This is a genomic window from Oceanibaculum pacificum (genome assembly GCF_001618175.1).
Lineage (GTDB): Bacteria > Pseudomonadota > Alphaproteobacteria > Oceanibaculales > Oceanibaculaceae > Oceanibaculum > Oceanibaculum pacificum.
The window spans coordinates 1-24,828 of the sequence record NZ_LPXN01000122.1 but is presented as its reverse complement, the minus strand read 5'-3'; the positions used below and the strand labels follow the sequence as shown (position 1 = coordinate 24,828).

Here is a 24,828-nt window from a genome sequence, read left to right as displayed (position 1 = left end):
ACGCTGGCCGGCGGCGCGGGACGCGACCTCTTTGCCTTCAAGGCTGGCGACGATGCCAATCTCGTGCTGGATTTCGACCTGACCGAGGATCGCATCGAGTTGGCCGCCGATCTGGGGCTGGATCCCCTCCAGATGCTTGCGCGCCTGGGCGTCGACGGCAACGGCAATGCGGTGCTGGATCTGGGGGGCGGCGTGACGGTCACGCTGCAGGGCGTGGATCCGGCCGACCTGACCCTGGATCACTTCCTGGTGCTGCCGTGAATTTGCCGCTGCCCCAGGCGCTTCCGGCGCTGCTTCCGGTCCAGCGCCTTGGCCTGGGCCCCGGCCTCGCGCTGGCGCATTTCCATGCGCTTCGACCCTGGCGGGGAAGCGGCGCGCTGGCCTGCCGCAATACGCTCGATCCCGTGGCGGCGGCGATGGGGCGTCCAGCCTGGCGGGTGCTGGCGCTGTGGCGGGAGGCGGGGGAGCAGCCGCTCTCGGCGGCCGCTAAGGGATTGGATGCCCGCAGTCTTGCGGCGATCACCGCCTTTCTGATCGACGCCGCGCCGAAAGCCGGGCTGCTCGATGGCCCGGCCTATCCTGAATTCCGCGCCTATCTGATGTCCCAAGCGGTTTCTGCGCATCCGGTGCGGGTTCGCCACGCGCTGGAAGCGGAGCGGCAGGCGCTTGAGATGGCGCCCCTGAACGGCCCGTTCACCGTGCTGGCGCTGGGGGAGGACACAGGCTGGTCGGCAACCTGGCAGGCCGACCCGTTGGCGCCGGAAACCCGTCGGCTGACGGTCCCGGACGCCGTGCCGCTATTCTGCTTCGCGGCTGGCCGGCTGCTGCGGCTGGTCGATATGCCCGGCGCGGCCCAGCCGGACGATCCGCATGCCGCCATTGCCGCGCTGTCCGAAAATCTCCCGCTGCCGATCACCCGGTTGATGCTGGCGCTGTGGCATATGCGTCCCGATCTTCAGGCCGCCTATCCCCTGCCGGAGAAGCGTGCCTTGTATCTCGCCTGGTGCCTGTCCGTGGGGGTGCGGGATTATCCCGCGCTGCTCGACGCGCCGGGCTGGAGCCCATCGGCGCTGGCGCTCGCCGTGTATGCCGCGCGCCCGGACTTGCAGGTCGCCTTCGATCTGCGTCACCGGTCGGGGCTGGAAGGTTTCGCCGGCTGGCTGCGCCATCATGGCCGTCAGGAGGCGCCGGCGCTGGCCGCGCCGCGTCCGCGTCGTGCGCCCCGGCCGGAGACGGGCGGCGTCACGATTCTCGGCCATGCCTCGGCGGCGATGGGCATCGGGGAGGATGCGCGGCAGGCAGCGGGCGCGCTGGCCGTCGTCGGCGTGCCGGTGCAGATCGTCGATGTGCCGCCCGGCGGCGCACCGCTGGAAATGCCGCGATACCGTGCAATGCTGCTCTGCCTCACCGGGTTCGAGGCGCTTAACCTGCTGGGGCGCTGTGGCGCGGGCTATCTCGACGGCCGCAAGACCATTGGTCTGCTACCGTGGGAACTGCCGGCCTGGCCGGCGCGCTTCGGCCTCGCCTATGCGGCGCTGGACGAAATCTGGGCGATGAGCGGCTTTCTGGCCGGCTGCTGGCGGCGCGACGCCCCGGTGCCGGTGATTGCCATGCCGCCGGCCGTGGCCCCACCACGGCCGGTGACGCTGGGGCGGGCGCAGTTCGGCCTGCCGGCGGATCATTTCCTGTTCCATGCCGGGTTCGACGGCAATTCCACTCTGGTACGGAAGAACCCGCTGGGGGCGGTGCGGGCCTTCCGGCGGGCCTTTCCCCGGCGGCGTTCGGTCGGGCTGGTGCTGAAGGCGATGAATGCCGGCGCGGGCACGCCGGGCTGGTCCGAGCTTGTCGACGCCATCGATGACGATCCGCGCATCTTCCTGCTGAATCGCCGGATGAGCCGCCCGGAGGCCGATGCCCTGCTGGCCTGCTGCGACGCTCATCTGGCGCTGCACCGGGCGGAGGGGTTCGGCCGCATCCCGGCGGAGGCGATGCTGCTGGGTAAGCCGGTCATCGCCACCGGCTGGTCCGGCACGGCGGATTTCGTGACGCCCGAAACCGGCTTTCCAGTCGAGTATGGCCTGACGCCTAGCGACTACCCCTTCGGCGACGGCCAGCTTTGGGCGGAGCCGGACATGGCGCAGGCCGCCCAATTGATGCGGACGCTCGTGTCCGACCGCACCGAAAGCCGTCGCATTGCCCTGGCCGGCCAGCAATTGATCCGCGCCCGGCACGATCCGGCCGAGGTCGGGCGGCGTTACCGCGCCCGGCTGGAGAGGCTGGGATGGCTGTAGAGCGCCCGCAAAGCCTCCGGCCCGGCGACGCCTTCATAGGCGACGGCGACCTGCGCCCAGCCCGGCCCCTCCGTGCCGCACTCGGCGGCGTAGGTCAGCGGCCAGCTCTGCGGCACCGGCAGGCCGTGGCGATGCAGCACGCGCATGGATTCCGCGAAGACCTGCGGGCGCAGCCGATGGGTCTTGGCGTCCGCATGCATCCGCTGCGCGGCCTGCACCGCCTCGATGAAGCCGATCCGGCCGGGATAGCGCCGAAAGGCCCGCAGCCACAGATCGAGATCCATCGCCGTCTGCAAGCCGGTATCCAGCGGCCCCAGAAGCGCCAGCGCTTCGCGCCGCAGGAAGACGGTCGGCTGGCACAGGAAGCAGCCGGCGCTGAAATCGTACAGCATCCCGTCGGGCCGTACCGGATAGGGCCCCAAAGGCGCACCGGCCGAATCGATCAGCGCCGCCCGGCCGTGGAACAGCACGCTTTCCGGCTGTGCCCGCGCGGCCTGGCGCAGCCGTGCCAGCGCTCCCGCCGTCAGCCTGTCGTCGGCATTCAGCCAGCCGACAAGATCGCCGGTGGCCGCCGCGAAGCCCTTGTTCAGCGCGTCGGCCTGGCCGCCATCGGCCTCGCGCACGACATGCAGCCGATCCGGATGGCGGGCTTTGAAGCCAGCCAGCACGGTCTCGGTGTCGTCGGTCGAGAGATTGTCGCGCACCAGCACCTGGTCGGCGGCGTCGGGGCCTTTCAGCGCGCCGGCCAGCGCCTCGGCAAGGAAGCGGCCCTGATTCAAGCTGGGGATGACGAGGCTGACGCGCATGCCGCATCCTCCCACAGCACGCGGGCCGGCGCATGACGATATCGGCCTGCCTGATCGCCTCCTGCGACAACGCTCCCTATCTGGCCGATGCCATCGCTTCGGTGCGGGCGCAGACCCGGCCGTTCGACTTGATCATCGTGGCCGACGACGCCTCGACCGACGGATCGCGCGACCTACTACGCGCGCTCGCCGCCGAGGAGCCGCGCCTGCGGCCAATCCTGCGCGAACGCCGGCTGGGACCGGCGGGCAATCGCGACCTGGCGATCCGCGAAACGTCTCTCGACTGGCTGACGACGCTGGATGGCGACGATCTGATGGCCCCCGACAAGCATGAAGCGGAATGGCGGGCGATTGCCCCCTTCCTCGGCCGGGTCGAGCCGGTGGCTTTCTCCGACGTGCGGCTGGTCGATGCCTGGGGCGGGCTGCTGGAAGACTGGAACCTGTCGCGCTACGCGCTGATGGACCGCGCTGAAAGGCTGGCCTGGATGGCCCGGCGGACGGCACCCCTCCCGCGCGACATGCTGCTGTCCAAGCGGCTGTATCTGGAGGCGGGCGGCTATGCCCACGACCTGCCGCTCTATGAGGATTGGGACTTCAAGCTGCGCCTGGCCGCCCGCCGCGCCGTGTGGCGCCATGCCGGCGGCCTCGGCACCGCCTATCGCCGGCATGGCGACGGTCTGTCGGCCGCCTCCCCAGCCGCGCATCGGCGCTGGCAGGCGGAGGTACTGCGCCGCAATGCCGGCCTGCTGGCGGCATGACGATGCTGCCGACGCTAACGGAATCGGCGCTGGCCCAACTGGCGGCGCTGGATATCCCGCCTTTGGGGGCCATTCCGCCGGCAAAACTGGCGGTGGCGCAGGTGTTACGCCGGCGGCTGGCGGACGCGATGGTGGCGATTCCTCCCTTCATGCTGGCCTCGGCCCTGAGCAGCGATTTCGGCCGGCTCTATCGCCGCATCGAGGCGCTGGAGCTGCGCGCCCTGCCCGGCGAGGGGCCAGCGTTCGAAATTCCCGATCCCGATACGCCTACCTTCTGGCCCCACCTGCTGGCCCGGTTGCTCTACGCCTATCCGGCGGATTGTCTTGGAAACGTGGGCTTGCTGGATCGCTGCCCGCCGCCCTTGCTGCATCATGCGGTCGGCGCGCTGTTCGCCGGCCTGCCGCTGGATAAGGACGCGGCGGCGGGAGAGCGCCGGCGGCGCTTCTTCATCGATCTGGTCGCCTGGGTCGCGGAGCGCGTCGCGCAGGCGCCGACCGTGCGCGACGCCAGGCTGCTGCGCCGGATTTTCCGGGACCACGCCAATTTTCTCGCCCATTTCCGCGACGAGGCCGACCTCGACACGCTGCGCCGGCGCGGCGCGCTGATCGCCGACTGGGCCGATCCGCCCTTGCCGCCGCTGGCCTCGCCGGAGCGACGCATTCGGCTGGGTATTTTCCTGCTGGATGCGGAGGATAGGGTGGAGACGAGGGTGGCGGTCCCGCTGTTCCGCGATCTCGACCCGGCGCGCTACGATACCAGCCTGTTCCTGCTGGGCGAGCCGCGCAGCGACAACGCCCGCGCCGTGGCCGGGCTGGCCGGACGCTGCGTGCCGCTGGCCGGCGTGCCGGCGGCGGAGCGGGCGGCCTATATGCGGGGATTCGACCTCGATATCCTTGTGTTCGCCAATAATCTGCTGGGTCGCGCCGGGGAATATCCGGCGCTGGCCACCCGGCGGCTGGCGCGCCGGCAAATCGCCACCATCGCTAGCCCGGCCAGCACCGGCCTGCCCGGCATCGACCGGTTCCTGACCTCGGCGGCAGCGGAGAATGCGACCGATATCGCCGCGCGCTATAGCGAGCGCCCGCTGCTGATGGAGGGCCTGCCGGTCTGCTTCGCCGATCCGCCGCCCAGCCCCTCGGCGGAGGCGGATGAAGCGACCCGGCTGCTGGCGTCGCTGGCCGGCCACACGCTGCTGCTGGCGACGGCGCATGCGGCAAAGCTGACGCCGGCCCTGCGCGACGCCTGGATAGAAGTGCTGCGACAAGCGCCGGATGCGGTGCTGTTGCTGCTGCCGGCCAATCCAGGCTGGCAGGTGCGCGTCGACCCGGCGTCGATAGGCCTGTGGTTTCGTGAAGCGGCGCTGGCTGCCGGGCTGGATACCGGCCGCATTCGCCTTGCCGGGCCGTTCCAGGACCGCGCGACCCTCGCGCTTCTAGCCGAGCGGGCGGATATCTTCCTGGACAGCTTTCCCTATAGCGGCTGCGCCAGCCTGATCGACCCGCTGCGCGCCGGCACCCCGGTGGTGGCGATGTCGGGCCAGGGACAAAAGACGCATCAGGGGGCGGCGCTGCTGCGGGCCATCGGGCTGGAAGAATATATCGCGGCGGATGCCGAGCAGTATGTGGCGCTCGCCGTTTCGCTGGCGCGGGATGCGTCCCGGCGGGAGGAACTGCGGGCCAAGATCCGCGCCCGAATGCGCAAAGCCCCCTTTCTCGATTTCGCCGATTTCACGCCTAGAATCGCGGGTGCCTATGAAACCCTGTATCGCGACATACTGGCCGAGGGACAGGCGTCGCGGCCGGCCGATTGCGTGATTATCGACGCCCATTGGGGCGCGTTCTTCCCGGCAGGCTGGCATGTGCTGGAAGGCCGGGCGGAAGGCGGCTTCTGGCGCTGGAGCGGGGCGGCGGCCACACTGCGCTTCCCCGATGCGCCGGCCGGGCCGCTGGTGCTGGAGATCGCCCTGCGTCATCTGGCGGCGGAAGATCAGTTAGGCGCCCTGCGGCTGTCGGCCAATGGCGAGACGATCCGCCCGCAGCATCTGCCGCCCCTCCTGCCGCGCGAGCAGGCGCTGTTGCGCTGCCGGCTGGAATCCCCCGGCGGGGATCTGCGGGTCGACCTGTCCGTCGCCGAAAGACAGGCCGGCGGCGATGCGCGGCTGCTGGGCATCGCCGTCTCGCGCGCGGCGCTGCATCCAGCCGGCGGCGATCTGTTGTTGCGGCCGGACGATCCGATCCTCGGCCGGGGCTGGATCATGCGGGACGGCCGCCGCTGCCTGCGCGCCGATGCTCCGGCGGAACTGCATCTCGACAGCCTTGCCGCCGGTTGCTGGCTGGTGACGCTGGAGGGGGAAGGGGAGGCGGCGCTGGCCATCGACGGTCAGGCGGTGGCGCTGCGCGGCGGGCAGGGGTATCACCGCCAGGCGGCGGTGGGGCCGGCCTGCCTGACACTGCGAGGCGCGGCGGATTGGGCGGGGACGATCCGCCTGTCGCGGGTGGCGCTGTGAGCCGGCCCCGCCTCCGCCTGCTGCACCAGCTGGCGCGCAGCGGCGGCACGGTGATCAATCGGCTGCTGCTGACCCAGGCGCGCGCCGTGGTGCTGAGCGAGGTGCATCCGGACGGTTTCGCCAATCTCGACCCGCTGGCGCAAGCGCATCACTGGTTCGGCCTTCTGAGCGCGGCGGAGCGGGCCGAGCTAGCCGCCCGCAACGCGGTGTCCTATGCCGAGGCGATGACGCTGATCGCGCGCAAGGCGGCGCGGGCGCGACGGCCGCTGATCGTGCGGGATTGGAGTCATCTGGATTTCATGCCGTTCGATCTGGGGCTGAGTCCGGCGATGGAATCGCGCCAGGCCGCCCTGCTGGCGGATTTCGAGCCGATCCGGGTCGCCACCGTGCGCCACCCGCTGGATCAGTGGCTGAGCCTTGCGGCCATGATGAGCGCCGAGGGCCGTCCGCCCGGCCGGGCGGCGCTGGAGCAATATCTGGATGGGTGCCTGGCATTCGCGCGGATGGCGGCGGCAGTGGGATTCGTGCGCTACGAAGCGATTATCGCCGACCCGGCCGCCGGCATGGCCGTGCTGTGCGACCGGCTGGGCATCGGTTTCGACGTGGCGGCGCTGTCCCGATGGCGGGACCAGCAGACGATCAGCACCGGCGCGGTCGAGGGCCGGGCCGGCGGATCGGACCGGTTGGAGGCGCTGCCGCGCCGGCCGGCCCCGCCGCATCTGGAACATTTTCTGGCCCGCGACCGGCGCTATGGCGCGATTTGCGACGTGCTTGGCTATGAGTAGCCGTCTGCTGCTCGCCCAGCGCTGCCTGGACGGCGTGGCGCTGCCGCCAGGCGCGTTCGATGTGCCGCCGATGGAGGATGCCCCGTTGCTGGCCGAGGCCCTGGGACGGCTGGCGGCGGCCAAGACACCAGCGGCGCGGCTGGCTCCCTATCGTGCGGCACTGCTGCTGGCGGAACCGTTCCGGTTGCCCTTTCTCGATCCCTTGCGCGACCTGCCGTTCGCGGAAGGGCGGGCGCTGCTGCCGGCGCTGGGGCGGGGCCCGGCCTTCCTGCGCCGACCGGGCGATGCGGCGGCCTGGGCGGCCTATGCGGAAAGGTTGCTGGCGGCCTGCGGCGGCGCGGCACTACCCCATCTACGGCTGCACGCCGTCTTCGCCGGGCCGGGCGACCTGCGCGGCCTGATGGCGGCGCGGGGCCGTCTGATCGAGCAGGCGGAGGGGGTGGATGAGTGGCGGCCCGGCCATCGGCGCGACGGGCCGATCCGCCTGGGAATCCTGGCGGCGCGCATCGACGACAGGCCGAATACACGCTTCCTGCTGCCGCATATCGATGGGCTGGACCGGCGGCGCTACCGCGTCCACGGCTATGTTCTGGGCGGTGGGGAGGACGCCATGGCGGCGCTGTTCCGCAGCGCCTGCGACCGGCTGGTGCGGCTGGATGCAGTGCCGCCGCGCGCCCGGGTGGCGGCACTGCGGCGCGACGATCTCGATATCCTGCTGGTCGGCGGCAATATCGCCGCGGCGGTCGATCCGCTCTGCCGGCTGGCGGCCTGGCGGCTGGCGCGCCGGCAAATCCTGCTGGCGGCCTCGCCGGTGACAAGCGGCCTGTCCGGCATCGACCATGTGCTGGTCGGCGGCGAGACCCCGCCTGGGGCCGAGGCGCATTACACCGAACGGCTGCTGCGGCTCGACCGCCTGTTCTGCTGCTTCGATCCGGGGCTGCAGCGACCGCCGGCAAGCCCGGCGCTGGAGATCGAGCCGGGCGCTAAAATCCTGCTCTCCACCGCCAACCTGCTGAAGCTGACGCCGGAATGCCTCGATCTCTGGCTGTCGATCCTGGCGGAGGATGACAGGGCGGTGCTGGTGCTGGCCCCGTTCAACCCCTATTGGGTCGGCGGGCAGCCGCCGCGCGACGCTTTCGCCGCGTATCTGGCCGCTCTGGCGCGGCGGCGCGGCGTTGCGCCCTATCGCGTCCGGCTGGTCGGGCCGTTCGAGGATGCGGCGGCGGCGGATGCGCTGGCGGTGCGGGCCGATCTCTATCTCGACGCCTTTCCCTATGCCGGCTGCACCACGCTGCTGGCCCCGCTGGCGGCCGGCACGCCGGTGGTGGCGCTGGCGGGCGACAGCCAGCGCGGCAACCAGGCGGCGGCGATGCTGCGCGCCGCCGGCCGCTCCGGCTGCGTGGCGGAGGATGCCACAAGCTATCGCCGGATCGCGCTGGGGCTGCTGCGCCAACCGGTGCGGTTCCCCCCGGTAAACAGTGAGTTTCCCGACCGGATGGGCTTCGCCGGGTCGCTCGACGCCGCCCTCTCCGCTATGCTTGCCGGGCTTTAGAAGGAGATGGAAATGAGCGTTCAACCGTCCGACGTGCTGGATTTCTGGTTCGGCGCGCCCGACAGCCCGGAATATGGCGAGAACCGCAAGGTCTGGTTCGAGAAGAGCGACGCCTTCGATGCCGAGATACGCGCCCGGTTCGGCGGTGCCGTCGAGCGCGCGATAGAAGGCGGGTTCGCGGAATGGCAGGACACGCCGCTGGCATGCCTTGCGCTGATCGTCCTGCTCGACCAGTTTCCACGCAATCTGTATCGCGGCCAGGCAAAGGCCTTCGCCGGCGATCCGCGCGCGCTGGCGCTGGCCGCGCAAGCGGTGGAACGCGGGTTCGACAAACAGTTGCTGCCGGTGCAGCGGGTCTTTCTCTACCTGCCGTTCGAGCATAGCGAGGATCGGGCGAACCAGGAACGGTCGGTGGCGCTGTTCACGCCGGTGAGCGCGGAGACCGGCTATCCCGGCTGGGTCGACTATGCCGTGGCGCATCGCGACATCGTCGCCCGCTTCGGCCGCTTCCCGCACCGCAATGCGGCGCTGGGCCGGGATACCACGGCGGAAGAGGCGGCGTTCCTGACGGAGCCGAATTCGTCCTTTTGAGTTCAGGCTGCCAGCCTGTAAGCGCTTCACACAAGTGGCGGTCGGGTCTATGAAGAGCCGTCCCCCCTGAAGCGGAGCCTCATTGCATGTTCACCACCCGCCCGGAAATTCTCGGCACCTTCGGCGTCGTCGCCTCCACCCATTGGCTGGCCAGCGCCACCGGCATGGCGATCCTGGAGAAGGGCGGCAACGCCTTCGACGCGGCGGTGGCGACCGGCTTCGCGCTGCAAGCCGTCGAGCCGCATCTGAACGGGCCGGGCGGCGAGGTGCCGATGCTGGTGCATGACGCCAAGCGCGGCTCGACCGAGGTGATCTGCGGCCAGGGCGTCTCCCCGGCGGCGGCCACGATGGCGCATTATCGCGGCCTGGGCTTCGATCTGATGCCGGGCACCGGCCTGCTGGCCGCGACCGTGCCGGGCGCGTTCGACGCCTGGATGCTGCTGCTGCGCGACTATGGCACGATGAGCCTGGCCGAGGTGCTGTCGCCGGGCATCGCCTTTGCCGAAAAGGGCTATCCGGTGGTGCCGAACATCACCAAGACGGTGAATACGGTGAAGGAGCTGTTCGCCAACGAATGGAAGACCAGCGCCGCCGTCTATCTGAAGAATGGCGAAGCGCCGCAGCCCGGCAGCATCTTCCGCAACCCGGTCATGGCCGAAACCTACAAGCGCATCCTGGCGGAAGCCCAAGCCGCCGGCGGCGACCGGGTCAAGCAGATCGAGGCGGCACGCGCCGCCTGGTCGAAGGGGTTCGTCGCCGAGGCGATCGACACATTCTGCCGCACCACCGAGGCCATCGACGATTCCGGCCGGCGCAACAAGGGCATCCTGACCGGCGACGACATGGCGAACTGGCAGGCCAGCGTGGAGAAGCCGACGATTCTGGAATATGGCCGCTACACCGTTGCCGTCATCCCGCCCTGGAGCCAGGGGCCGGTGCTGGCGCAGCAGCTTGCCCTGCTGAAGGGCTACGATCTCGACAAGACCGACCCGCTGGGGCCGGACTTCCTGCATCTGTTCATCGAGAGCGGCAAGCTGGCGATGGCCGACCGCGAGCAGTTCTACGCCGATTCCGCGCAGGTCGAGGTGCCGATGGAGACGCTTCTCTCGGCCGCCTATAATGACGAGCGCCGCGCGCTGATTGGCGATGCCGCCTCCAAGGAGCCGCGCCCCGGCGCGGTGCCCGGCCTGGAACGCTGGATGGACAAGGACGCCGCCAAGCGCATGGGCCGTGCGCCGGAATACGCCAATTTCTCCATCGGCGAGCCGACCGTGCGGCGCGACGGCAATACGGCGGGCGACACCTGCCACATGGATATCATCGACCGCTGGGGCAACATGGTCTCGGCCACGCCCAGCGGCGGCTGGCTGCAATCCAGCCCGATCATTCCGGAGCTGGGCTTCTGCCTGACCAACCGCATGCAGATGTTCTGGTTGAACGAGAAATCGGCCTCGGCACTGGCGCCCAACCGCCGGCCGCGCACCACGCTGACGGCCAACATGGCGCTGCGCGACGGCGAGGCCTACATGGCGTTCGGTACGCCGGGCGGCGATCAGCAGCCGCAATGGTCCAGCCTGATGTTCCTGCATCACGCGCATCACGGCATGAATCTGCAGCAGGCCATCGACTGCCCGGCGCTGCATATCGACCATTTCCCGAACAGCTTCTGGCCGCGCGCGGCGAAGTGGAACCATGTGCAGGTCGAGGGCCGGTTCCCCGCCGCCACGGTGGAGGAGCTGCGCCGTCGCGGGCATGACGTGACGGTCGGCGGCGACTGGTCGGAAGGCCGGCTGTCGGCGGCGGCGAAGGATGGCGAGGTGCTGAAAGCGGCGGCCAATGCACGGGGCATGCAGGGTTATGCCATCGGCCGGTAAAGCCGGGCGGGGAGGGGGATTGCGTCTTTCTTGGCGCTAGCGAATAATTATCGCTAAATCCCATCTATCATGGACTTCCCGTCATGCCGCCGCCCAGCAATCCTGCCCTCGACCTGCTTGCCCAGGGCATTGCTGACGTTGCCGGCGCGCAGAGCGAGATTTATCGCGATATCCTGCGCGCCGTGCAGTCCGGCCAGTATGTGGATATCATGCTGGCGCAGGCCTCGTTCGACGCGCTGCCGGCGGAGATGAAGCGCAGCATTGCCGGCCGGGTTACCGACCTGGTGGAGGAGCTGATGCTGCGTCGAACGCGCCGGGGGATGAGCGGTCCAGGCTGAGCGGCGGGTTAGCCGCCGGCCGCCGGCTCTGCTAGACTGCGAAAACGGCCACCACCAGTAGGAAACGCGATGGCGGAGCATGCACAAGGCGACGTTCTGGGCGACGCCCCGAAGGTCAAGCGCCTGCCGGTCAAGAAACTGATCCTGCTGATCCTGCTGCCCTTGCTGCTGCTGCTGGGCGGCGCTGCGGGCCTGATGATGAGCGGCCTGTTGAATCCCGCCCCCCAGGGCCAGCAGAAGCCGGCGGCCGAAACCCCGGCCGACATGCCCAAGAAGGGCGCTGGCAGCGGCTATTACGCCACCCTGTCCGATTTTATCCTGACGCCGCGCACCGCCAGCGGTGAATCGCGCTTCGTGATGCTTACCGTCAGCCTGCATCTTCAGTCGCAAGACGAGAACGCCAAGGTGAAGGTCGCCGATGCGCGGGTGCGCGATGCGATCATCGTGCTGCTCAGCCGCCAACCGGTTGAAACCCTGTCCCAGCCCAGCGCCATCGAGCCGCTGCGCGCCGCCATCGAGGCGGAGGTGCGCCGCCTCCTGCCCGATTTGAAGCTGTACAGCGCCCAGATCACCCGGCTGCGCGTCCAATAATCAAAAACGATAACCGAGGAAACCTCCCTTGACCGATACGACACCGATCGCGACTGTCCTGGTCGCCGGCTCCGGCACTATGGGCCGGGGCATCGCCAAGAGCTTCGCCGAGGGCGGGTTCGAGGTCTCGATCCTGAGCCGCGACCCCGCCCGCCTGACCGATTTGCCGGCCGGCGTGACCGCGCTGTCGGAGCTGCCGGCCGCGGCGCCTGACCTGATCATCGAGACCATAATCGAGCGCATGGAGGATAAGCGCGCGCTGTTCGCCCGGCTGAGCGCCGCCTATGGCGATGCGCCCATCGTCGGCTCCAACACCTCCGGTCTGCCGCTGCCCGACCTGGCGGCGGCCTATGGCCATCCGCAGCGCTTCGTCGGCATTCATTATCTGCAACCGGCCGATGTGTTCCCGATGGTGGAGCTGATCTGCCTGCCGGAGACCAGCGAGACCGTGCTGCAGCGCACCGCCGTCGCGATCCGCCGCACCGCCAAGGAACCGCTGATCCAGCGCAAGGCGGTGCCGGGCTTCCTGGTCAACCGGTTGCAGCACGCCATCCTGCATGAGGCCTATCATCTGGTGGAAACCGGCGTGTGCGACGTCGAGGCGGTGGATAATGTGGCGAAATATCTGCTCGGCCCGCGTATGTGCGTGACCGGCCTGATCCAGCAGAAGGATATCGGCGGGCTGGAAACCCACGCGCTGGCCCAGCGCGCCATCGTGCCCCACCTGCATCATGGCGCGGAGCCGAACCCGATCCTCCAGACGCTCTATGCCGAGGGCAAGACCGGCCTGTCCGCCGGCCAGGGCTTCTACGACTGGTCCGGCCAAGACCCGAAGGATGTGCGTCGCGACGCCACGGCCAAGCTGAACCAGCTTCTCGCCTATCTGAAAAGTCTCGTCGGCGGCCCTGTGGGGTGAACGTGGGCTGCCCGTGGACTACCCGTGGGCTGCCCCGCCCTGCCTGCATTGCGGCCTGCGCGCGCTGTCGCTTGACCTGGCGGCGGCGGGCGGCAAGCATGGCGCCAAAGCAATCGTAACCGGGATGGAAACGACATCATGGCCGTTATCAGTTACCTGACCAAAATCCAGTTCGACTTCGGCGCCATCAAGCTGCTGGCGGACGAGATGAAGCTGCTGGGCATCACCCGGCCGCTGATCGTGACCGACCAGGGGCTGGTGAAATCAGGCGTGCTGGACACGATCCGCGCGCATATTCCGAACGACTTCGATGTCTCGATCTTCGACGGCACGCCGGAGAACCCGACCGAGGCGGCGACCCGCGCGGCGCTGGCGGTCTATAAGGAAAACAAGTGCGACGGCATCATCGCTGTCGGCGGCGGCTCCTCGATGGATCTCGCCAAGGGCGTGCGCCTGCTGGCCACGCATGACGGCCCGCTGGCGCAATATGCGATGGTGGAGGGCGGCGTGCCGCGCATCCGTCCCGACATCGCCAAGCTGATCGCGGTCGCCACCACCTCGGGCACGGGGTCCGAGGTCGGGCGCGGCGCGGTGATCGTGCTGGAGGATGGGCGCAAGCTGGCCATCGTCAGCCCGCATCTGATCCCCAATGTGGCGATCAACGACCCGGAACTGACGCTGGGCCTGCCGGCGTTCCTGACCGCCGGCACCGGCATGGACGCCATCACCCATTGCATCGAAACCTTCCTGGCCACGGCGGTCAATCCGCCGGCTGACGGCATCGCGCTGGAAGGGCTGCGGCTGGCCACCCGCTCCATCGAGACGGCGGTGAAGGACGGCTCCGACCGACAGGCCCGCTGGGAGATGATGATGGGCTCGATGATGGGGGCGATGTGCTTCCAGAAAGGGCTGGGGGCGGTGCATGCGCTGTCGCACCCGCTGGGCGCGCTGAAGGGCGTGCGGCTGCATCACGGCACGCTTAACGCGGTGTTCCTGCCCGCCGTGCTGCGCTTCAACCGGCCGGTGGTCGGCGATAAGTACGACCGCGTGGCCCAGGCGATGGGCCTGCCGGACGGCACCGACATCGCCGACGCCATCGCCGATCTGAATGCTCGCATCGGCATTCCCGCCAGCCTGCGCGAGATGGGCGTGGGCGACGACGCGCTGGACGCCATCGCCGAGGCCGCGACCAAGGACCATGCCCATCCGACCAACCCGCGCAAGGCGACGCGCGAGGATTATCGCAAGTTGCTCGACGAGGCGATGGCCGGCAATTGAGGTGACGCGTCCAAGGTAGTCCGTTGGCCGCCGGCAGCATCGAATCGCGCTATGGCTGGGGCGTCGCCCTGGCCTCGATGGCGATGGTGACGGTCGGCTTCGGGGCGATGTATCTGATCGTCGTCGGCATGTTGCCGATCAGCCAGGAATTCGGCTGGCCGCGCGGCGTGCCCTCGCTCGCCAACGGGCTGGTCTGGATGGGGGCGGGCGTCGGCGGCGTGATCATGGGCTGGTGGGCCGACCGGCGCGGGGCGGCGGAAACCAGCCTGGTCGCCGGGCTGGCGCTGGCCGCCGGCTGCGTCATGGCCGGCACGATGCAGGGCGAGGGGGCGCTGTATTTCTCCCACGCCGTGCTGCTGGGCGTGTTCGGCAACGGCGCGCTTATGGCCCCGCTATTCGCCAATACGACACGCTGGTTCGACCGCAATCGCGGCTTCGCCCTGGCGCTGACCGGCAGCGGGCAGAGCGTCGCCGGCATGGTCTGGCCGCCGCTCTGCCGCTGGCTGATGGACGAATATGGCTGGCGCGAGGTGATGATCTATTACGGCGCCTTCAGCCTGGCGACCATCGTGCCGCTGGCGCTGGTGCTGCGCCGGCAGCCACCGGCGTCGCCGGTCGAGGCGCGGCCGGAAGGCGGGCCGCCGCTGGCCGCGATGACGCTGTTGACCGGCCTGGGTTTCGGCCTGTCGCATGTGCTGCTCTGCGGCGCCATTATCACCTGTTGCGTGGCCATGGCGATGCCCATAGTCCATCTGATGGCGCATGCGGTGGATCTGGGGTTCGCGCCGGCGCGCGGGGCGGAGATGCTGGCCCTGCTGCTGGCCTGCGGCTTCGTCAGTCGGCTGGGCTTCGGCGTGATGGCCGACCGGATCGGCGGCATCCGGACCATCCTGGTCGGCTCCGTCGCGCAAGGGCTGACGCTGGCGCTGTTCATCTGGGTCGATGGGCTGGTCGGCCTGTATCTCGCCGCCGCCCTGTTCGGGCTGGCCTTCGGCGGGCTAGTCACAACCTATTCCTTCGCCGCGCGCGAGGTGTTCCCGGAAAGCCAGGCCGGCTGGCGTATCGGCATCATCCTGCTGAGCGGCACCTTCGGCATGGCGGCCGGCGGCTATGTCGGCGGCTTCGTGTTCGACATGGCGGGGCACTATGCCGTCGCCTTCCTGACCGGCGTTGCCTTCAACCTCGTCAATTTCGCGATCATGCTGTTCTTGCTGCTGCGGCTGCGTCCCAGCCGGCCGGCCACCGCCTAACGCGCCCAGAGCCCCTTGGCGGCGGCGCGCGCCTGGCTTTCCGCCACGCCATATTCCGCCGGACTGTCGGGCGTGGGCAGCGCCAGCCCTTCGGCCACCAGCAGCCGGCCAAGATCGACGCCTCCGGAATCGGTGCAGGCGATGCCTGGCGCGCGCGGCGCGCAGCGCAAGGGCGCATGCTGGCCAATGCGGGCCGCCAGCAGCGCCATTGCCGCCTCGGTGCAGCGCCGCGCCGCATCCTGCGCGGTTGGGCACAGCGCATCTGGCGCGGGCGGGGCGACGCCCTGCAGGCTGTGCGGCTGCCCGGCGGTCGACAGCATGGTCGGGCCGATGACCCGCACATCGCCGAGCTGTCGCCCGCCGCCGGCGCTGCTGGAACCGCTGTTGCCGCCACCATGCTGCCGTCCCTCGAAGAACCAGGGGGCGGGCTCCCGCGGCGTGCCGGGTTGCACCCGGGGGCGGACGGCCACTTCGCGCGTCGGCAGGGGCGGTAGCGGCTCCGCCGATGGTTCCGCCGCGGGGGACGCCGGGGGGAGTGATGCCTGTGGCAGGGTTGCCGGCGCCTCGGCCAATTGCCGCTCCGGCGTTGGCGCGTCGACCGGCAGCGGCAAGGCAGGCGGCAATGTGACGATAATGGCCGCCGGGGCGCCCGGCCGCGGCCCCGGCAATAAGGCCACCGCCGCCGCGCCGCCCGCCAGCAGCAGGAGAGGCAGCAACAGCCAGCGGCGTTTCCGGGATCGGGAGGGAGGAGCCATGTCGCCTCGATATACTGCCGGCCCGCCGACCCGTCAAACCGGGTGCTCGGGCATTTAACCATTTTTTGCTTTCACGCCGTCGCGCGGTTGCTTGGCGTTAAATAATTTTTTCTTTTTCACCCGCCGGCAAAAAACAGTAAATCCGAATGGTTCGGAGTGGATATGTGCTGATAAGCTGATTTATAAGGCTTTAAGAGAATATAACCAGCCAGTCGCGCAAGGTGATTTGCTGGGTTTTTAGTTAAATTGCTCATTACAGTAAACTTTTCGTTAAGCCAAGACCGATAGCGTAACGCTTGAGAACATCAAAAAGGGGATGGGGATGCGACTATCCAAGATTGCGATGCCCAAGATTGCGCTGGCGGCGGGGCTGTGGGTCGGCCTGGTTGCTTCGATGCCGGTCCTGGCGCAGGAGTCCGGCGTAACGGCCGACAAGATTGTGCTGGGCCAGTCGGCGGCGCTGGAGGGACCGGCGAGCGCGTTGGGGCAGGGCATGCGCCAGGGGTTGCTGGCCGCCTTCAAGCAGGCAAACGATGCCGGCGGGGTGAAGGGCCGGCAGATCGAGCTGATTTCCTATGATGACGGCTATCGCCCGGACTTGGCGCTGCAGAATACGCGCAAGTTGATCGCGACCGATGGGGTCTTCGCACTGGTCGGCGCGGTGGGCACGCCCACCACCGTGGCGGCCCAGCCGATCGCCACGAATTTCAAGATCCCCTTTGTCGGGGCGTTTACCGGGGCCGGCTTCCTGCGCGATCCGGCGTTGAAGAATGTGGTGAACATCCGCGCCTCCTACGACCAGGAGACGGAGGCGTGGATCGAGCATCTGACCAAGGATGTCGACGCCAAGCGCATCGCCATCCTGTACCAGGACGACAGTTTCGGCCGTGCCGGCCTGTCCGGCGTGAAGAAGGCGATGGAGAAGCGCAGCCTGCGGCTGGTGGCCGAGGGCAGCTATTATCGCAACACCACGGCGGTAAAGACCGCCCTGCTGGCCATCCGCAAGGCGAAGGCCGACGCGGTGGTCATTGTCGGCACCTACAAGCCGGTGGCGGAATTCATCAAGCTGTCGCGCAGCCTGAACATGGACCCGGTGTTCGTGAATATCTCCTTCGTCGGCGCCGATGCGCTGGCGGCTGAATTAGGGAGCGCCGGCAGCGGCGTGGTGGTGAGCCAGGTGGTGCCCGACCCTACGGACGCTTCACTGCCGCTGGTCGCCGATTTCCAGGCCGCACTGAAGGCGCTGGACCCGGAAGCGAAGCCCGGCTTCATCTCGTTGGAGGGCTATATGGTCGGCCGGCTGATGGTCAAGGCGCTGGACGCCATAAAGGGCGATATCAGCCGTGAGGCGCTGCTCGATGTCATCCAGTCCACGGGCAGTTTCGATCTGGGCGGCGTCACGCTGAATTTCGGTCCGGACGATAATCAGGGCATGGACCGGGTGTTCATGACCGTCATCCAGGATGACGGTTCCTTCAAGGCGGTCACCAGCCTCGCCGGCGTCGGCGGCTGATCGGCAAGCGGAGAGAGACGGATAGCATCATGACTGACATTACTTCAAACGCTCTGCCGAACGACGACGCCACGGCTCCGGCCGCTCCTCCCCGCAAGCGTGTGGGCCAGGGCTTCGGCATACGCGAGAAGCTGCTGATGGCGTTTTCCGCCGCCGCGATCATGACGGTCGCAGTCGGCGCGGTCGCCTGGGTCTCCTTCCGGGGGCTGAACGAGAATCTGACCGCCATCACCGAGCAGGCGGTGCCCGTGTCCCAGACCGCGCTGAAGCTGGCGGCGGAAACCGGGACCTTCGTTGCCGTGGCGCCGGCGCTGCAGGCGGCGACCAGCGACGAGGAGCGCGAGGCCGCTAACAAGCAATTGCTGGCGAGCCGCGAGCGGCTGGGCGTTCTTTTGACCGAGCTTGAGGCAATCAGCAGTGCGGCGGACCGCAACCGGGTGCAGGCGCTGCAGGAGCGTATCCAGGCGCTGGGCGGCCGGCTGGACGAGATGAACCAGCTGGTCAGCGACGCGCTGAACATCAGCTTCGACCGGCGCGAGAAAATCGAGGAGGCGGGGCTGTCGCATGGGGCGCTGCTGGCCGATCTGGCGCCACGTATCGATGCCGCCAGCAAGAGCCTGCTCGCCTCCGCCGAGCAGGCCACCGACAATACCAGCACCGCGATCTCCGCCTTGCTGGAAGGCCAGGTGGGGGGCTTGCGCTCGGCGCTGGAGGTGCGGGCGGAAGTCAATGTGCTGCTGGGCCTCTATACCCAGATCAACAGCGCGACCGACCGAGGCGATCTGCGGCCGCTGATGGAGCAATACACGCTGGTGAAAGAGCGGCTGCGGCCGCTGATGGAGCAGCTCTGGAGCTTGAGCGGCGGCGCCACCGTGGCCGCCATGACCCGGCAGATGCTGGCCATCGGCGATGGGCCGGAGAGTTTCTTCACGCTGCGCGAACGCGAACTCACCAGCACCGATTTCATCGAGCTGCAGACCCTGCGCAAGCAGCGCGCCGAGATGATGCAGCAGGTGCTGGGCACCTATGAAAGCCTCTCCTTGGCGCTGATCACCCTGGTCGACGACACCAATTTCGACCTGGTGCTGAGCTCCGAAGTGGCGGTTGAGGATAGCCGTCAGGTGATCCAGAACCTGATGGAGCGGGATTTCGGCATGCTGCGCGCCATGCTGTCGATGCAGGCGGAGGTTAATTTGCTGTCGGGCATCCTGGCGGCGGCGTCGAACGAGCGCTCGACCGACCAGCTCGATGCGATGTCGGGCCGCTTCGAGGCGTCCGCATCGCGTCTCGACGGCCATCTGAACAATCTGCCGCGCGGCGGCTCCACGGCTATGCTGTGGTCGCGCGCCACATCGCTGATCGATCTGGGCCAGGCCGAGAACAGCATCTTCGAATTGCGGCGCGACGAATTGGCGCTGTCCGCGCTGGCCGCCGATCTGGTCACCGAAACCCAGACCCAGGCGAGTGCGCTGAAGCAGGCAGTCGACGAGCTGGTGCAGGCCGGCGACGCCAGCATCGTGGCGGCGCGTCAGGCGGCCACGCAGTCGATCGCCATGAGCAACACCATCATGATCGCCATCGTGGTCGGCAGCGTCATCGGCGCGGTGCTGCTGGGCTGGTTCTATGTCGGCCGCATCGTGATCGGCCGGCTGACCCGCCTGACCGTCTCGATGGAGCAGATCAGCCAGGGCAATCTCGACGCCGAGATTCCGTCCAAGGGCCGGGATGAGATCGCCCGCATGGCGGCGGCGCTGACCGTGTTCCGCGACAATGCGGTGGCGTTGGAGGAAAGCCGCGCCGCCGCCGATGTCGAGCGCCGCAAATCCGCCGCCGAGCGCAAGGAGATGATGCTCCAGCTCGCCGCGGATTTTGAAAGCAAGGTCGGCGACGTGGTGCAGGCCGTCGGCACGGCTGCCGGCGGGCTGCGCAGCGCGGCCGAGAGCATGGCCCATACCGCCGAGGAGACCCGCGCCCAGGCGACCACCGTTGCGGCGGCGTCGGAACAGGCCTCCAGCAACGTCCAGACCGTCGGCGTGGCGGCGGAGGAGCTGTCCAGCTCGATCAGCGAGATCGGCCGGCAGGTCACCGAATCGGCGACCATCGCCCAGCGCGCGGTGGCGGCGGCGCAGCGCACCAACGGTACGGTGCAGGGGCTGATGAAGGCGGCCCAGCAGGTCGGCGAGGTGGTGCAGTTGATCCGTGGCATCGCCGAGCAGACCAACCTGCTGGCGCTGAACGCGACCATTGAGGCGGCGCGCGCCGGGGAGGCCGGCAAGGGCTTCGCCGTGGTGGCGTCGGAGGTGAAGAACCTGGCCAATCAGACCGGCAAGGCGACCGAGGATGTCTCCGGCCAGATCGAGGTCATGCAATCCACCACGGAAGAGGCGGTGCGCGCGATCAGCGACATCGCCCAGGTGATCAGCGAGATCAACGAGATTGCCACCGTTATCGCCTCGGCCGTGGAGGAGCAGAACGCGGCCACGCAGGAAATCGCCCGCAATGTGCAGCAGGCGGCCTCGGGCACGCAGGAGGTCTCCACCAACATCGTCGGCGTCAGCACCGCCGCCGAGCTGGGCGGCAGCACCGCCAACGAAGTGCTCAACTCGGCCGGCGATCTGATGCAGCAGAGCGAGCGCCTGCGCGAACAGGTGGAGCAATTCCTCGGCCAGGTGCGCGCCGCATAGCGGCGACGAGAGCGACCTATACCGAAACACCCGACCCCCGGCCCGCGTGCCGGGGGTCTTGCTTTTGCGCACTGGTTGACAATCGTTCGCAATGGCCTCATTCTGAAAATGAGAACCATTCGCAAATCAGGAGAGAGTCATGAGCCTGTCGCATCCTGTCGTCCAGAATCTCCGCGTGCTGCCGTCGACGCCCTTGCAGACATTGCCGGCGCTGCCGACCCTGCAGAGCAGTGAGCTGTTCAAGGCCGGGCGGGAAATCCTGATCGAGCATGCGCAGGAATATTACCGCCTGCGTCTGACCCGTAAGGGCAAGCTGATTCTCACGAAATAACGGCGCAAGCAAATCTATCTTCCGGTGCCGGGATTTTGTTCCCCTCGCCGGGCGCAAGTCTGCCCTCCGGCGGTGCAATTGCGCCGTTCGGCCCTTTTGGGTATTCTCAAGGGCGTTGGTGTGGCGCGGCAAAGACGTTCGCCGCCGTTGCGAGACGCAGATTCCCTCCGTTCCCGACGATACCGCATGACGAATGATTGAGTGTTGTCGCCATGGACGCATGGCGATCAAGGAGAGAGACTATGAGTACTGGGACCGTTAAGTGGTTCAATCGGACCAAGGGCTACGGCTTTATTCAGCCGGATGACGGTGGGGCCGACATTTTCGTGCATATCAGCGCGGTTGAGCGGGCGGGCATGGTGGATTTGCCCGAGGGGCAGCGTCTCAGCTACGAGCTGCAGCGCGGCCGGAACGGCAAGGAAGCGGCGGCCGATCTGGCCATCGTCTAGGCTTTTAGCCTATAAGTGGGGAAAGGCGGGCTTCGGTCCGCCTTTTTCTTATCGGCGCGATGGCGCAAATCCGTAGCTTTGCAGGATCGGCTGGAAATCCGGCGCATCCAGCACGTCGCGCAGCAGGGGGGCGATCGCCTCCATGAGGGAGCGCCGGTTGGCGGCGGTCAGGGCGGACAAATCGTAGCGTTGGTCGGGTGTGTCGCCCACCAGCAGGATGTCGGCGAATTCCGGCACGTCATGCAGCAGCCGGCGCAGGTAGGAATCGGTCATCAGGGCGATGTCGGCCTGTTCGTCCAGGATGGCCTGCAGCGCATCGCCGGGATCCTCCACCAGTTCCACGCCGAAGCGGCGCTTCAGGATCGCGGGATCGGTGATCATTTCGGCGAAGCGGTAGTGATAGCCGCGCATCGCCGCGATCCGCTTGGCTTTCAAAGAGCGGAAATAGCCCTGGCCACGGCCCGGCTGCGCCAGGGCGACGAAAATTTCCGCCCCCTGCAGCAAGGGCGGTGAGACTGCGATGCGCGCCGCGTCCCAGCCCCAGGCCGGGCTTTCGAACAGGATCATATGGTATTTGCCGGCCGCCAGATCGGCCTGGCGGGTGGCGGCCGCGATTGGCACGAAGCTCAGGCGATAGCGGTCCTGCGCGGCGTTCACGGCGGCGAGTACATCCAGCGTCAGACCGTTCGGGTTGCCGTCCACCAGCTCCACATAGGGCGGAAACAGATAGCCGCCGACGCGCACCTCTTCCGCCGCGAGGGACGGCCCGCACCAGATGGCCAGCAGAAAGGCCGGAAGGCAAAGCAACCGCATCATGGCAACCCCGTATCCCCGACGCCTATTCCCGCTGGGACGTCACCAGGGGCAGCCGCATCGGACTCATCATGCGGTAAATTGGCGGCGCGAAAAAGCAAAACCCCCGGCCGGAAGGCCAGGGGCTGCGGGTAGGCGTCGCAAGATGGTCGGAAGGCCGTTCAGCTCTTCTTTTCCGCGTCGGCGGCGACGGTCATCTTGATGATCTTGTCCGGGTTTGCCGGCGGCTCGCCGCGCTTGATCTGGTCGACGAACTCCATGCCCTCGACCACCTGGCCCCAGACCGTGTACTGGCCATTCAGGAACGCCGCCGGCTTGAAGCAGATGAAGAACTGGCTGTCGCCGCTGTCCGGATTCTGCGAGCGGGCCATGCCGACCGTGCCGCGCTGGAACGGGGTGGGCGTGAATTCGGCCGGCAGCTTCTTGCCGGTGCCACCGGTGCCCGTACCCGTGGGGTCGCCGGTCTGGGCCATGAAGCCCTCGATCACGCGGTGGAAGACGATGCCGTCATAGAAACCCTGGCGAGCCAGTTCCTTGATGCGGGCGACGTGCTTGGGCGCGAGGTCCGGCTTCAGTTCGATGACGACGCGGCCATATTCGAGATCGAGATAGAGCATGTTCTCCAGATTCGCGGCTTGGGATTGCGGGGCGCTCGTGAAGAGAAAGCCGGCGGCCAGCAGCAAGGCGGCGGCGAGGGTCTTCAGGCGGATCATGTGCTGTCTATGTCCTTCCGGAAAAAAGGGGTGTCACGGTCAGCGATATCCTCGACACCTTAGGGCGGCTGACGGGAAATATGAAGCGCTAACGCCGCCGGGCGACGGTGACGCCGACCGAGGCAGCACTTTCCAGCACGTCCAGCTTCTCCACCGTCACCCGCGCCTCGACCACCCGGGCATCGTGCAGGCACAGGGCGGCCGCGCGGTCGGCGACGGTCTCGATCAGGTTGATGTGGCGTTCGGCCAGCATCGCCTTGATGCGCTCGACGACGCCGAAATAGCACACCACCCCGTCGATGCGGTCGCCCGCGCCGGCGATGGTGTCCTCGCAGTCCAACTCGATATTCAGGCGGATGCGCTGCTGGCGGTTCTTCTCGCTGTCATAGACGCCCACTTCGGCGAGCAGCACGAGATCGCGCACGAAAATCCGGTACAAAGCCAACTCCTTAGGGAGGCCGGTCAGCGCTTGCATGTTGGGTCGCCAAACCGGCCGCGCAACGGGCCGGGGGGCACAATGCCAGCCTCAACCCGCTTTCGCCAGTGCCGTTGCGCTTGGAGGCGATCCGTCCGCTGCGGCGTTTTCACGGGGTGGGGCGATATAAACGGCTTTTTAACCAGTGCGGCCTATCTTCTCTCCATAACCTTCGATGGGTGCCGCCATGAGCCTGCCGCGTTCCGATCTTGCCCTGACGGTGCTGACGACTATTGTCGTGCTGCTGCGGCAACATTGCGTGGATCGTCCGCAATTGCGCACGCTGGTCAGCGATATCGAGCATTCCATCGAATCGCTGCGCCTGGAGAAAAGCGCCTAGCCGTCGTCCCTCTCGCCGCCATTGCGGCGCACCAGGCGCTCGACCTCGGCCAGCACCCGCTCGCGGTCGCGTCCGTTATTGGCGCGGGCGCGTTCCAGCAGCGACAAGGCCAGACTGGGGCGTTGCGGCATGCCCATCTGATGGCGGGCCAGCCGCTCGGCACTCTCCAGCACTTCGGGATCGACCTGGCGCCGCAATGCGCCGATCTGCCGTAGGGCGTCCTGCATCACCTTGGGGTCTTTCGCCATCGCCATGTCCGTCTTCGCAACCGATCCCGATGGACATCATAAGCCGGCCGGGCGGGCGCGAACAGGGGCAGGCTGGCGCGGCGTGCGGAGACCATCGTTAAGCGCCTAGCGGGCATACGAAAAATCGCACTTGCGGCGGGCGCGCTTTATGCTAAATGCAGTACCAGTGAAATTGCGGTGTTGAGCCCCATTATGACGGCTGACCTTCTCCGACGACGTATGACCTGCCTGGCCGCTCGCGCGGCGCGGGCAGCCGTGTCGCTGGGTCACCGCCGGAGCCGCTAGCTACCGCCAGCATGTTCCGCCCCGGGATCGGCGATGCGGGTTTTCGAGCAAGACCCATACCCCCGATCTCAGTTGGAATTCAGGACATGCAGATGCACATCGTGCCCGAACGGCCGGGCGACTTCGCCGCTATCGAAAATCTGATGGACGTCTCCTTCGGCGCCGGTCGCGCGGCGAAGACGGTCTATAAGCTGCGCGATGGCGTGCCGCACGACATGGCGCTTTCCTTCGTCGCCCTGGAGGAGGGGGCGGCGGAGTCGGAGATGCGCGGCTCGATCCGTTATTGGCCGATCCTGATCGGCGCGGCGCGCACGCCCGCAATCCTGCTCGGTCCGCTGGCGGTCGATCCGGCGCATAAGGGGCGCGGCTTCGGCAAGGCGCTGATGCGCCACTCGCTCGCCCACGCCAAGGCGCAGGGCCACAAGATCGTGGTGCTGGTCGGCGACCCGGAATATTACAATCCGTTCGGCTTTACCCGCGAGCAGGCGCTGGCCCTGGCGCTGCCCGGCCCGGTCGAGGAACGCCGCTTCCTCGCCCTGGCGCTGGAGCCGGGCGCGCTGGATGGCGTATCCGGGATGATCCAACTGGCCCTCCCGCCCCGGAGGTCGGTTCGCCGTAGCGCTGCGTAGGTGAGGCGGGGAGGCATCTCCCCTCACCCGGCTTGCGCTAGGCTCATTGCATTCGC

The 24,828-nt window shown here is 68.0% G+C and carries 24 protein-coding genes and 1 pseudogene; 19 read left to right on the top strand and 6 right to left on the bottom strand.

Features of this window, described 5'->3' with window-relative positions; all coding sequences use genetic code 11:
* A pseudogene (locus tag AUP43_RS19265) lies at positions 1–261 on the top strand (hypothetical protein); the annotation flags it as partial.
* Positions 258–2,291 carry a glycosyltransferase gene (locus AUP43_RS12565; RefSeq protein WP_067557536.1) on the top strand — a complete coding sequence of 678 codons (2,034 nt, stop codon included), beginning with the start codon at positions 258–260 and terminating at the stop codon, positions 2,289–2,291. The pseudogene AUP43_RS19265 and the gene AUP43_RS12565, both read left to right, overlap by 4 nt.
* On the opposite strand, the gene AUP43_RS12560 is transcribed toward AUP43_RS12565, so the two are convergent.
* Positions 2,255–3,097 (bottom strand): glycosyltransferase, encoded by an 843-nt coding sequence (locus tag AUP43_RS12560; RefSeq protein ID WP_067557533.1) that lies wholly within the window; start codon positions 3,095–3,097, stop codon positions 2,255–2,257. The two genes, AUP43_RS12565 and AUP43_RS12560, sit on opposite strands and share 37 nt — an antisense overlap.
* 32 nt (positions 3,098–3,129) lie before the next feature.
* Between AUP43_RS12560 and AUP43_RS12555 the strand changes: the two genes are divergently transcribed.
* The 11 genes from AUP43_RS12555 to AUP43_RS12505 all read left to right on the top strand — a co-directional run bounded on the left by AUP43_RS12555 (position 3,130) and on the right by AUP43_RS12505 (position 15,537).
* Positions 3,130–3,855 (top strand): glycosyltransferase family 2 protein, encoded by a 726-nt coding sequence (locus AUP43_RS12555; protein ID WP_067557530.1) that lies wholly within the window; start codon positions 3,130–3,132, stop codon positions 3,853–3,855.
* 2 nt (positions 3,856–3,857) lie between these two features.
* The gene (locus AUP43_RS12550) at positions 3,858–6,362 is read left to right on the top strand and encodes an O-linked N-acetylglucosamine transferase family protein (RefSeq protein ID WP_198154898.1); all 2,505 of its coding nucleotides are present in this window, start codon (positions 3,858–3,860) and stop codon (positions 6,360–6,362) included.
* Positions 6,359–7,147, top strand: a complete 789-nt coding sequence (locus AUP43_RS19260) for a sulfotransferase family protein (protein WP_067557524.1) — start codon at positions 6,359–6,361, stop codon at positions 7,145–7,147. The genes AUP43_RS12550 and AUP43_RS19260 overlap by 4 nt, the downstream gene beginning before the upstream one ends.
* The gene (locus AUP43_RS12540; protein WP_067557521.1) at positions 7,140–8,699 is read left to right on the top strand and encodes an O-linked N-acetylglucosamine transferase family protein; all 1,560 of its coding nucleotides are present in this window, start codon (positions 7,140–7,142) and stop codon (positions 8,697–8,699) included. Before AUP43_RS19260 ends, AUP43_RS12540 begins: the two co-directional genes overlap by 8 nt.
* A 12-nt stretch (positions 8,700–8,711) precedes the next feature.
* A complete protein-coding gene (locus AUP43_RS12535; protein ID WP_067557518.1) occupies positions 8,712–9,290 on the top strand; it encodes a DUF924 family protein in 579 nt (192 codons plus the stop codon).
* 86 nt (positions 9,291–9,376) lie between these two features.
* Positions 9,377–11,164: a gamma-glutamyltransferase family protein gene (locus AUP43_RS12530; RefSeq protein WP_067557513.1), complete on the top strand. Its 1,788-nt coding sequence runs from the start codon at positions 9,377–9,379 to the stop codon at positions 11,162–11,164.
* Between the two features lie 83 nt (positions 11,165–11,247).
* Positions 11,248–11,502 (top strand): hypothetical protein, encoded by a 255-nt coding sequence (locus tag AUP43_RS12525; protein ID WP_067557510.1) that lies wholly within the window; start codon positions 11,248–11,250, stop codon positions 11,500–11,502.
* Positions 11,503–11,571: 69 nt separating this feature from the next.
* Complete coding sequence (locus AUP43_RS12520; protein ID WP_067557507.1) at positions 11,572–12,093, top strand: flagellar basal body-associated FliL family protein; 522 nt, start codon at positions 11,572–11,574, stop codon at positions 12,091–12,093.
* Between the two features lie 28 nt (positions 12,094–12,121).
* On the top strand, positions 12,122–13,009 hold the full coding sequence (locus AUP43_RS12515) for a 3-hydroxyacyl-CoA dehydrogenase NAD-binding domain-containing protein (protein ID WP_067557501.1): 888 nt from the start codon (positions 12,122–12,124) through the stop codon (positions 13,007–13,009).
* Positions 13,010–13,147: 138 nt separating this feature from the next.
* Positions 13,148–14,287: an iron-containing alcohol dehydrogenase gene (locus AUP43_RS12510; RefSeq protein WP_067557497.1), complete on the top strand. Its 1,140-nt coding sequence runs from the start codon at positions 13,148–13,150 to the stop codon at positions 14,285–14,287.
* A gap of 23 nt (positions 14,288–14,310) precedes the next feature.
* The gene (locus tag AUP43_RS12505) at positions 14,311–15,537 is read left to right on the top strand and encodes an MFS transporter (RefSeq protein ID WP_067557494.1); all 1,227 of its coding nucleotides are present in this window, start codon (positions 14,311–14,313) and stop codon (positions 15,535–15,537) included.
* Here AUP43_RS12505 and AUP43_RS12500 read toward each other — a convergent pair.
* A complete protein-coding gene (locus tag AUP43_RS12500) occupies positions 15,534–16,253 on the bottom strand; it encodes a thermonuclease family protein (RefSeq protein WP_067557492.1) in 720 nt (239 codons plus the stop codon). The two genes, AUP43_RS12505 and AUP43_RS12500, sit on opposite strands and share 4 nt — an antisense overlap.
* A 361-nt stretch (positions 16,254–16,614) precedes the next feature.
* Between AUP43_RS12500 and AUP43_RS12495 the strand changes: the two genes are divergently transcribed.
* The 4 genes from AUP43_RS12495 to AUP43_RS12480 all read left to right on the top strand — a co-directional run bounded on the left by AUP43_RS12495 (position 16,615) and on the right by AUP43_RS12480 (position 21,269).
* Entirely contained in the window at positions 16,615–17,805 is a 1,191-nt protein-coding gene (locus tag AUP43_RS12495; RefSeq protein WP_067557489.1) for an ABC transporter substrate-binding protein, read from the top strand.
* Between the two features lie 29 nt (positions 17,806–17,834).
* On the top strand, positions 17,835–20,489 hold the full coding sequence (locus AUP43_RS19445; protein ID WP_084462781.1) for a methyl-accepting chemotaxis protein: 2,655 nt from the start codon (positions 17,835–17,837) through the stop codon (positions 20,487–20,489).
* A 139-nt stretch (positions 20,490–20,628) separates the two neighbouring features.
* Positions 20,629–20,820 (top strand): hemin uptake protein HemP, encoded by a 192-nt coding sequence (gene hemP / locus AUP43_RS12485; protein WP_067557483.1) that lies wholly within the window; start codon positions 20,629–20,631, stop codon positions 20,818–20,820.
* Positions 20,821–21,062: 242 nt separating this feature from the next.
* Entirely contained in the window at positions 21,063–21,269 is a 207-nt protein-coding gene (locus AUP43_RS12480; protein ID WP_067557479.1) for a cold-shock protein, read from the top strand.
* Between the two features lie 48 nt (positions 21,270–21,317).
* Here AUP43_RS12480 and AUP43_RS12475 read toward each other — a convergent pair whose 3' ends face one another.
* From AUP43_RS12475 to folB, 3 genes are all read right to left on the bottom strand, one after another.
* Entirely contained in the window at positions 21,318–22,085 is a 768-nt protein-coding gene (locus AUP43_RS12475; protein ID WP_067557476.1) for a substrate-binding periplasmic protein, read from the bottom strand.
* A gap of 158 nt (positions 22,086–22,243) precedes the next feature.
* Positions 22,244–22,795 (bottom strand): peptidylprolyl isomerase, encoded by a 552-nt coding sequence (locus tag AUP43_RS12470; RefSeq protein WP_067557473.1) that lies wholly within the window; start codon positions 22,793–22,795, stop codon positions 22,244–22,246.
* Between the two features lie 88 nt (positions 22,796–22,883).
* Complete coding sequence (gene folB, locus AUP43_RS12465) at positions 22,884–23,270, bottom strand: dihydroneopterin aldolase (protein WP_232315140.1); 387 nt, start codon at positions 23,268–23,270, stop codon at positions 22,884–22,886.
* A gap of 187 nt (positions 23,271–23,457) precedes the next feature.
* On the opposite strand from folB, the gene AUP43_RS19050 reads away from it, so the two are divergent.
* Entirely contained in the window at positions 23,458–23,610 is a 153-nt protein-coding gene (locus tag AUP43_RS19050) for a hypothetical protein (protein WP_157089343.1), read from the top strand.
* Here the strand turns inward: AUP43_RS19050 and AUP43_RS12460 are convergent.
* Positions 23,607–23,864, bottom strand: coding sequence for a hypothetical protein (locus AUP43_RS12460; RefSeq protein WP_067557467.1), 258 nt, complete (start codon positions 23,862–23,864; stop codon positions 23,607–23,609). The two genes, AUP43_RS19050 and AUP43_RS12460, sit on opposite strands and share 4 nt — an antisense overlap.
* A 365-nt stretch (positions 23,865–24,229) precedes the next feature.
* Between AUP43_RS12460 and AUP43_RS12455 the strand changes: the two genes are divergently transcribed.
* Positions 24,230–24,772, top strand: coding sequence for a GNAT family N-acetyltransferase (locus tag AUP43_RS12455; RefSeq protein ID WP_232315138.1), 543 nt, complete (start codon positions 24,230–24,232; stop codon positions 24,770–24,772).
* The last annotated feature ends 56 nt before the right edge of the window (positions 24,773–24,828 follow it).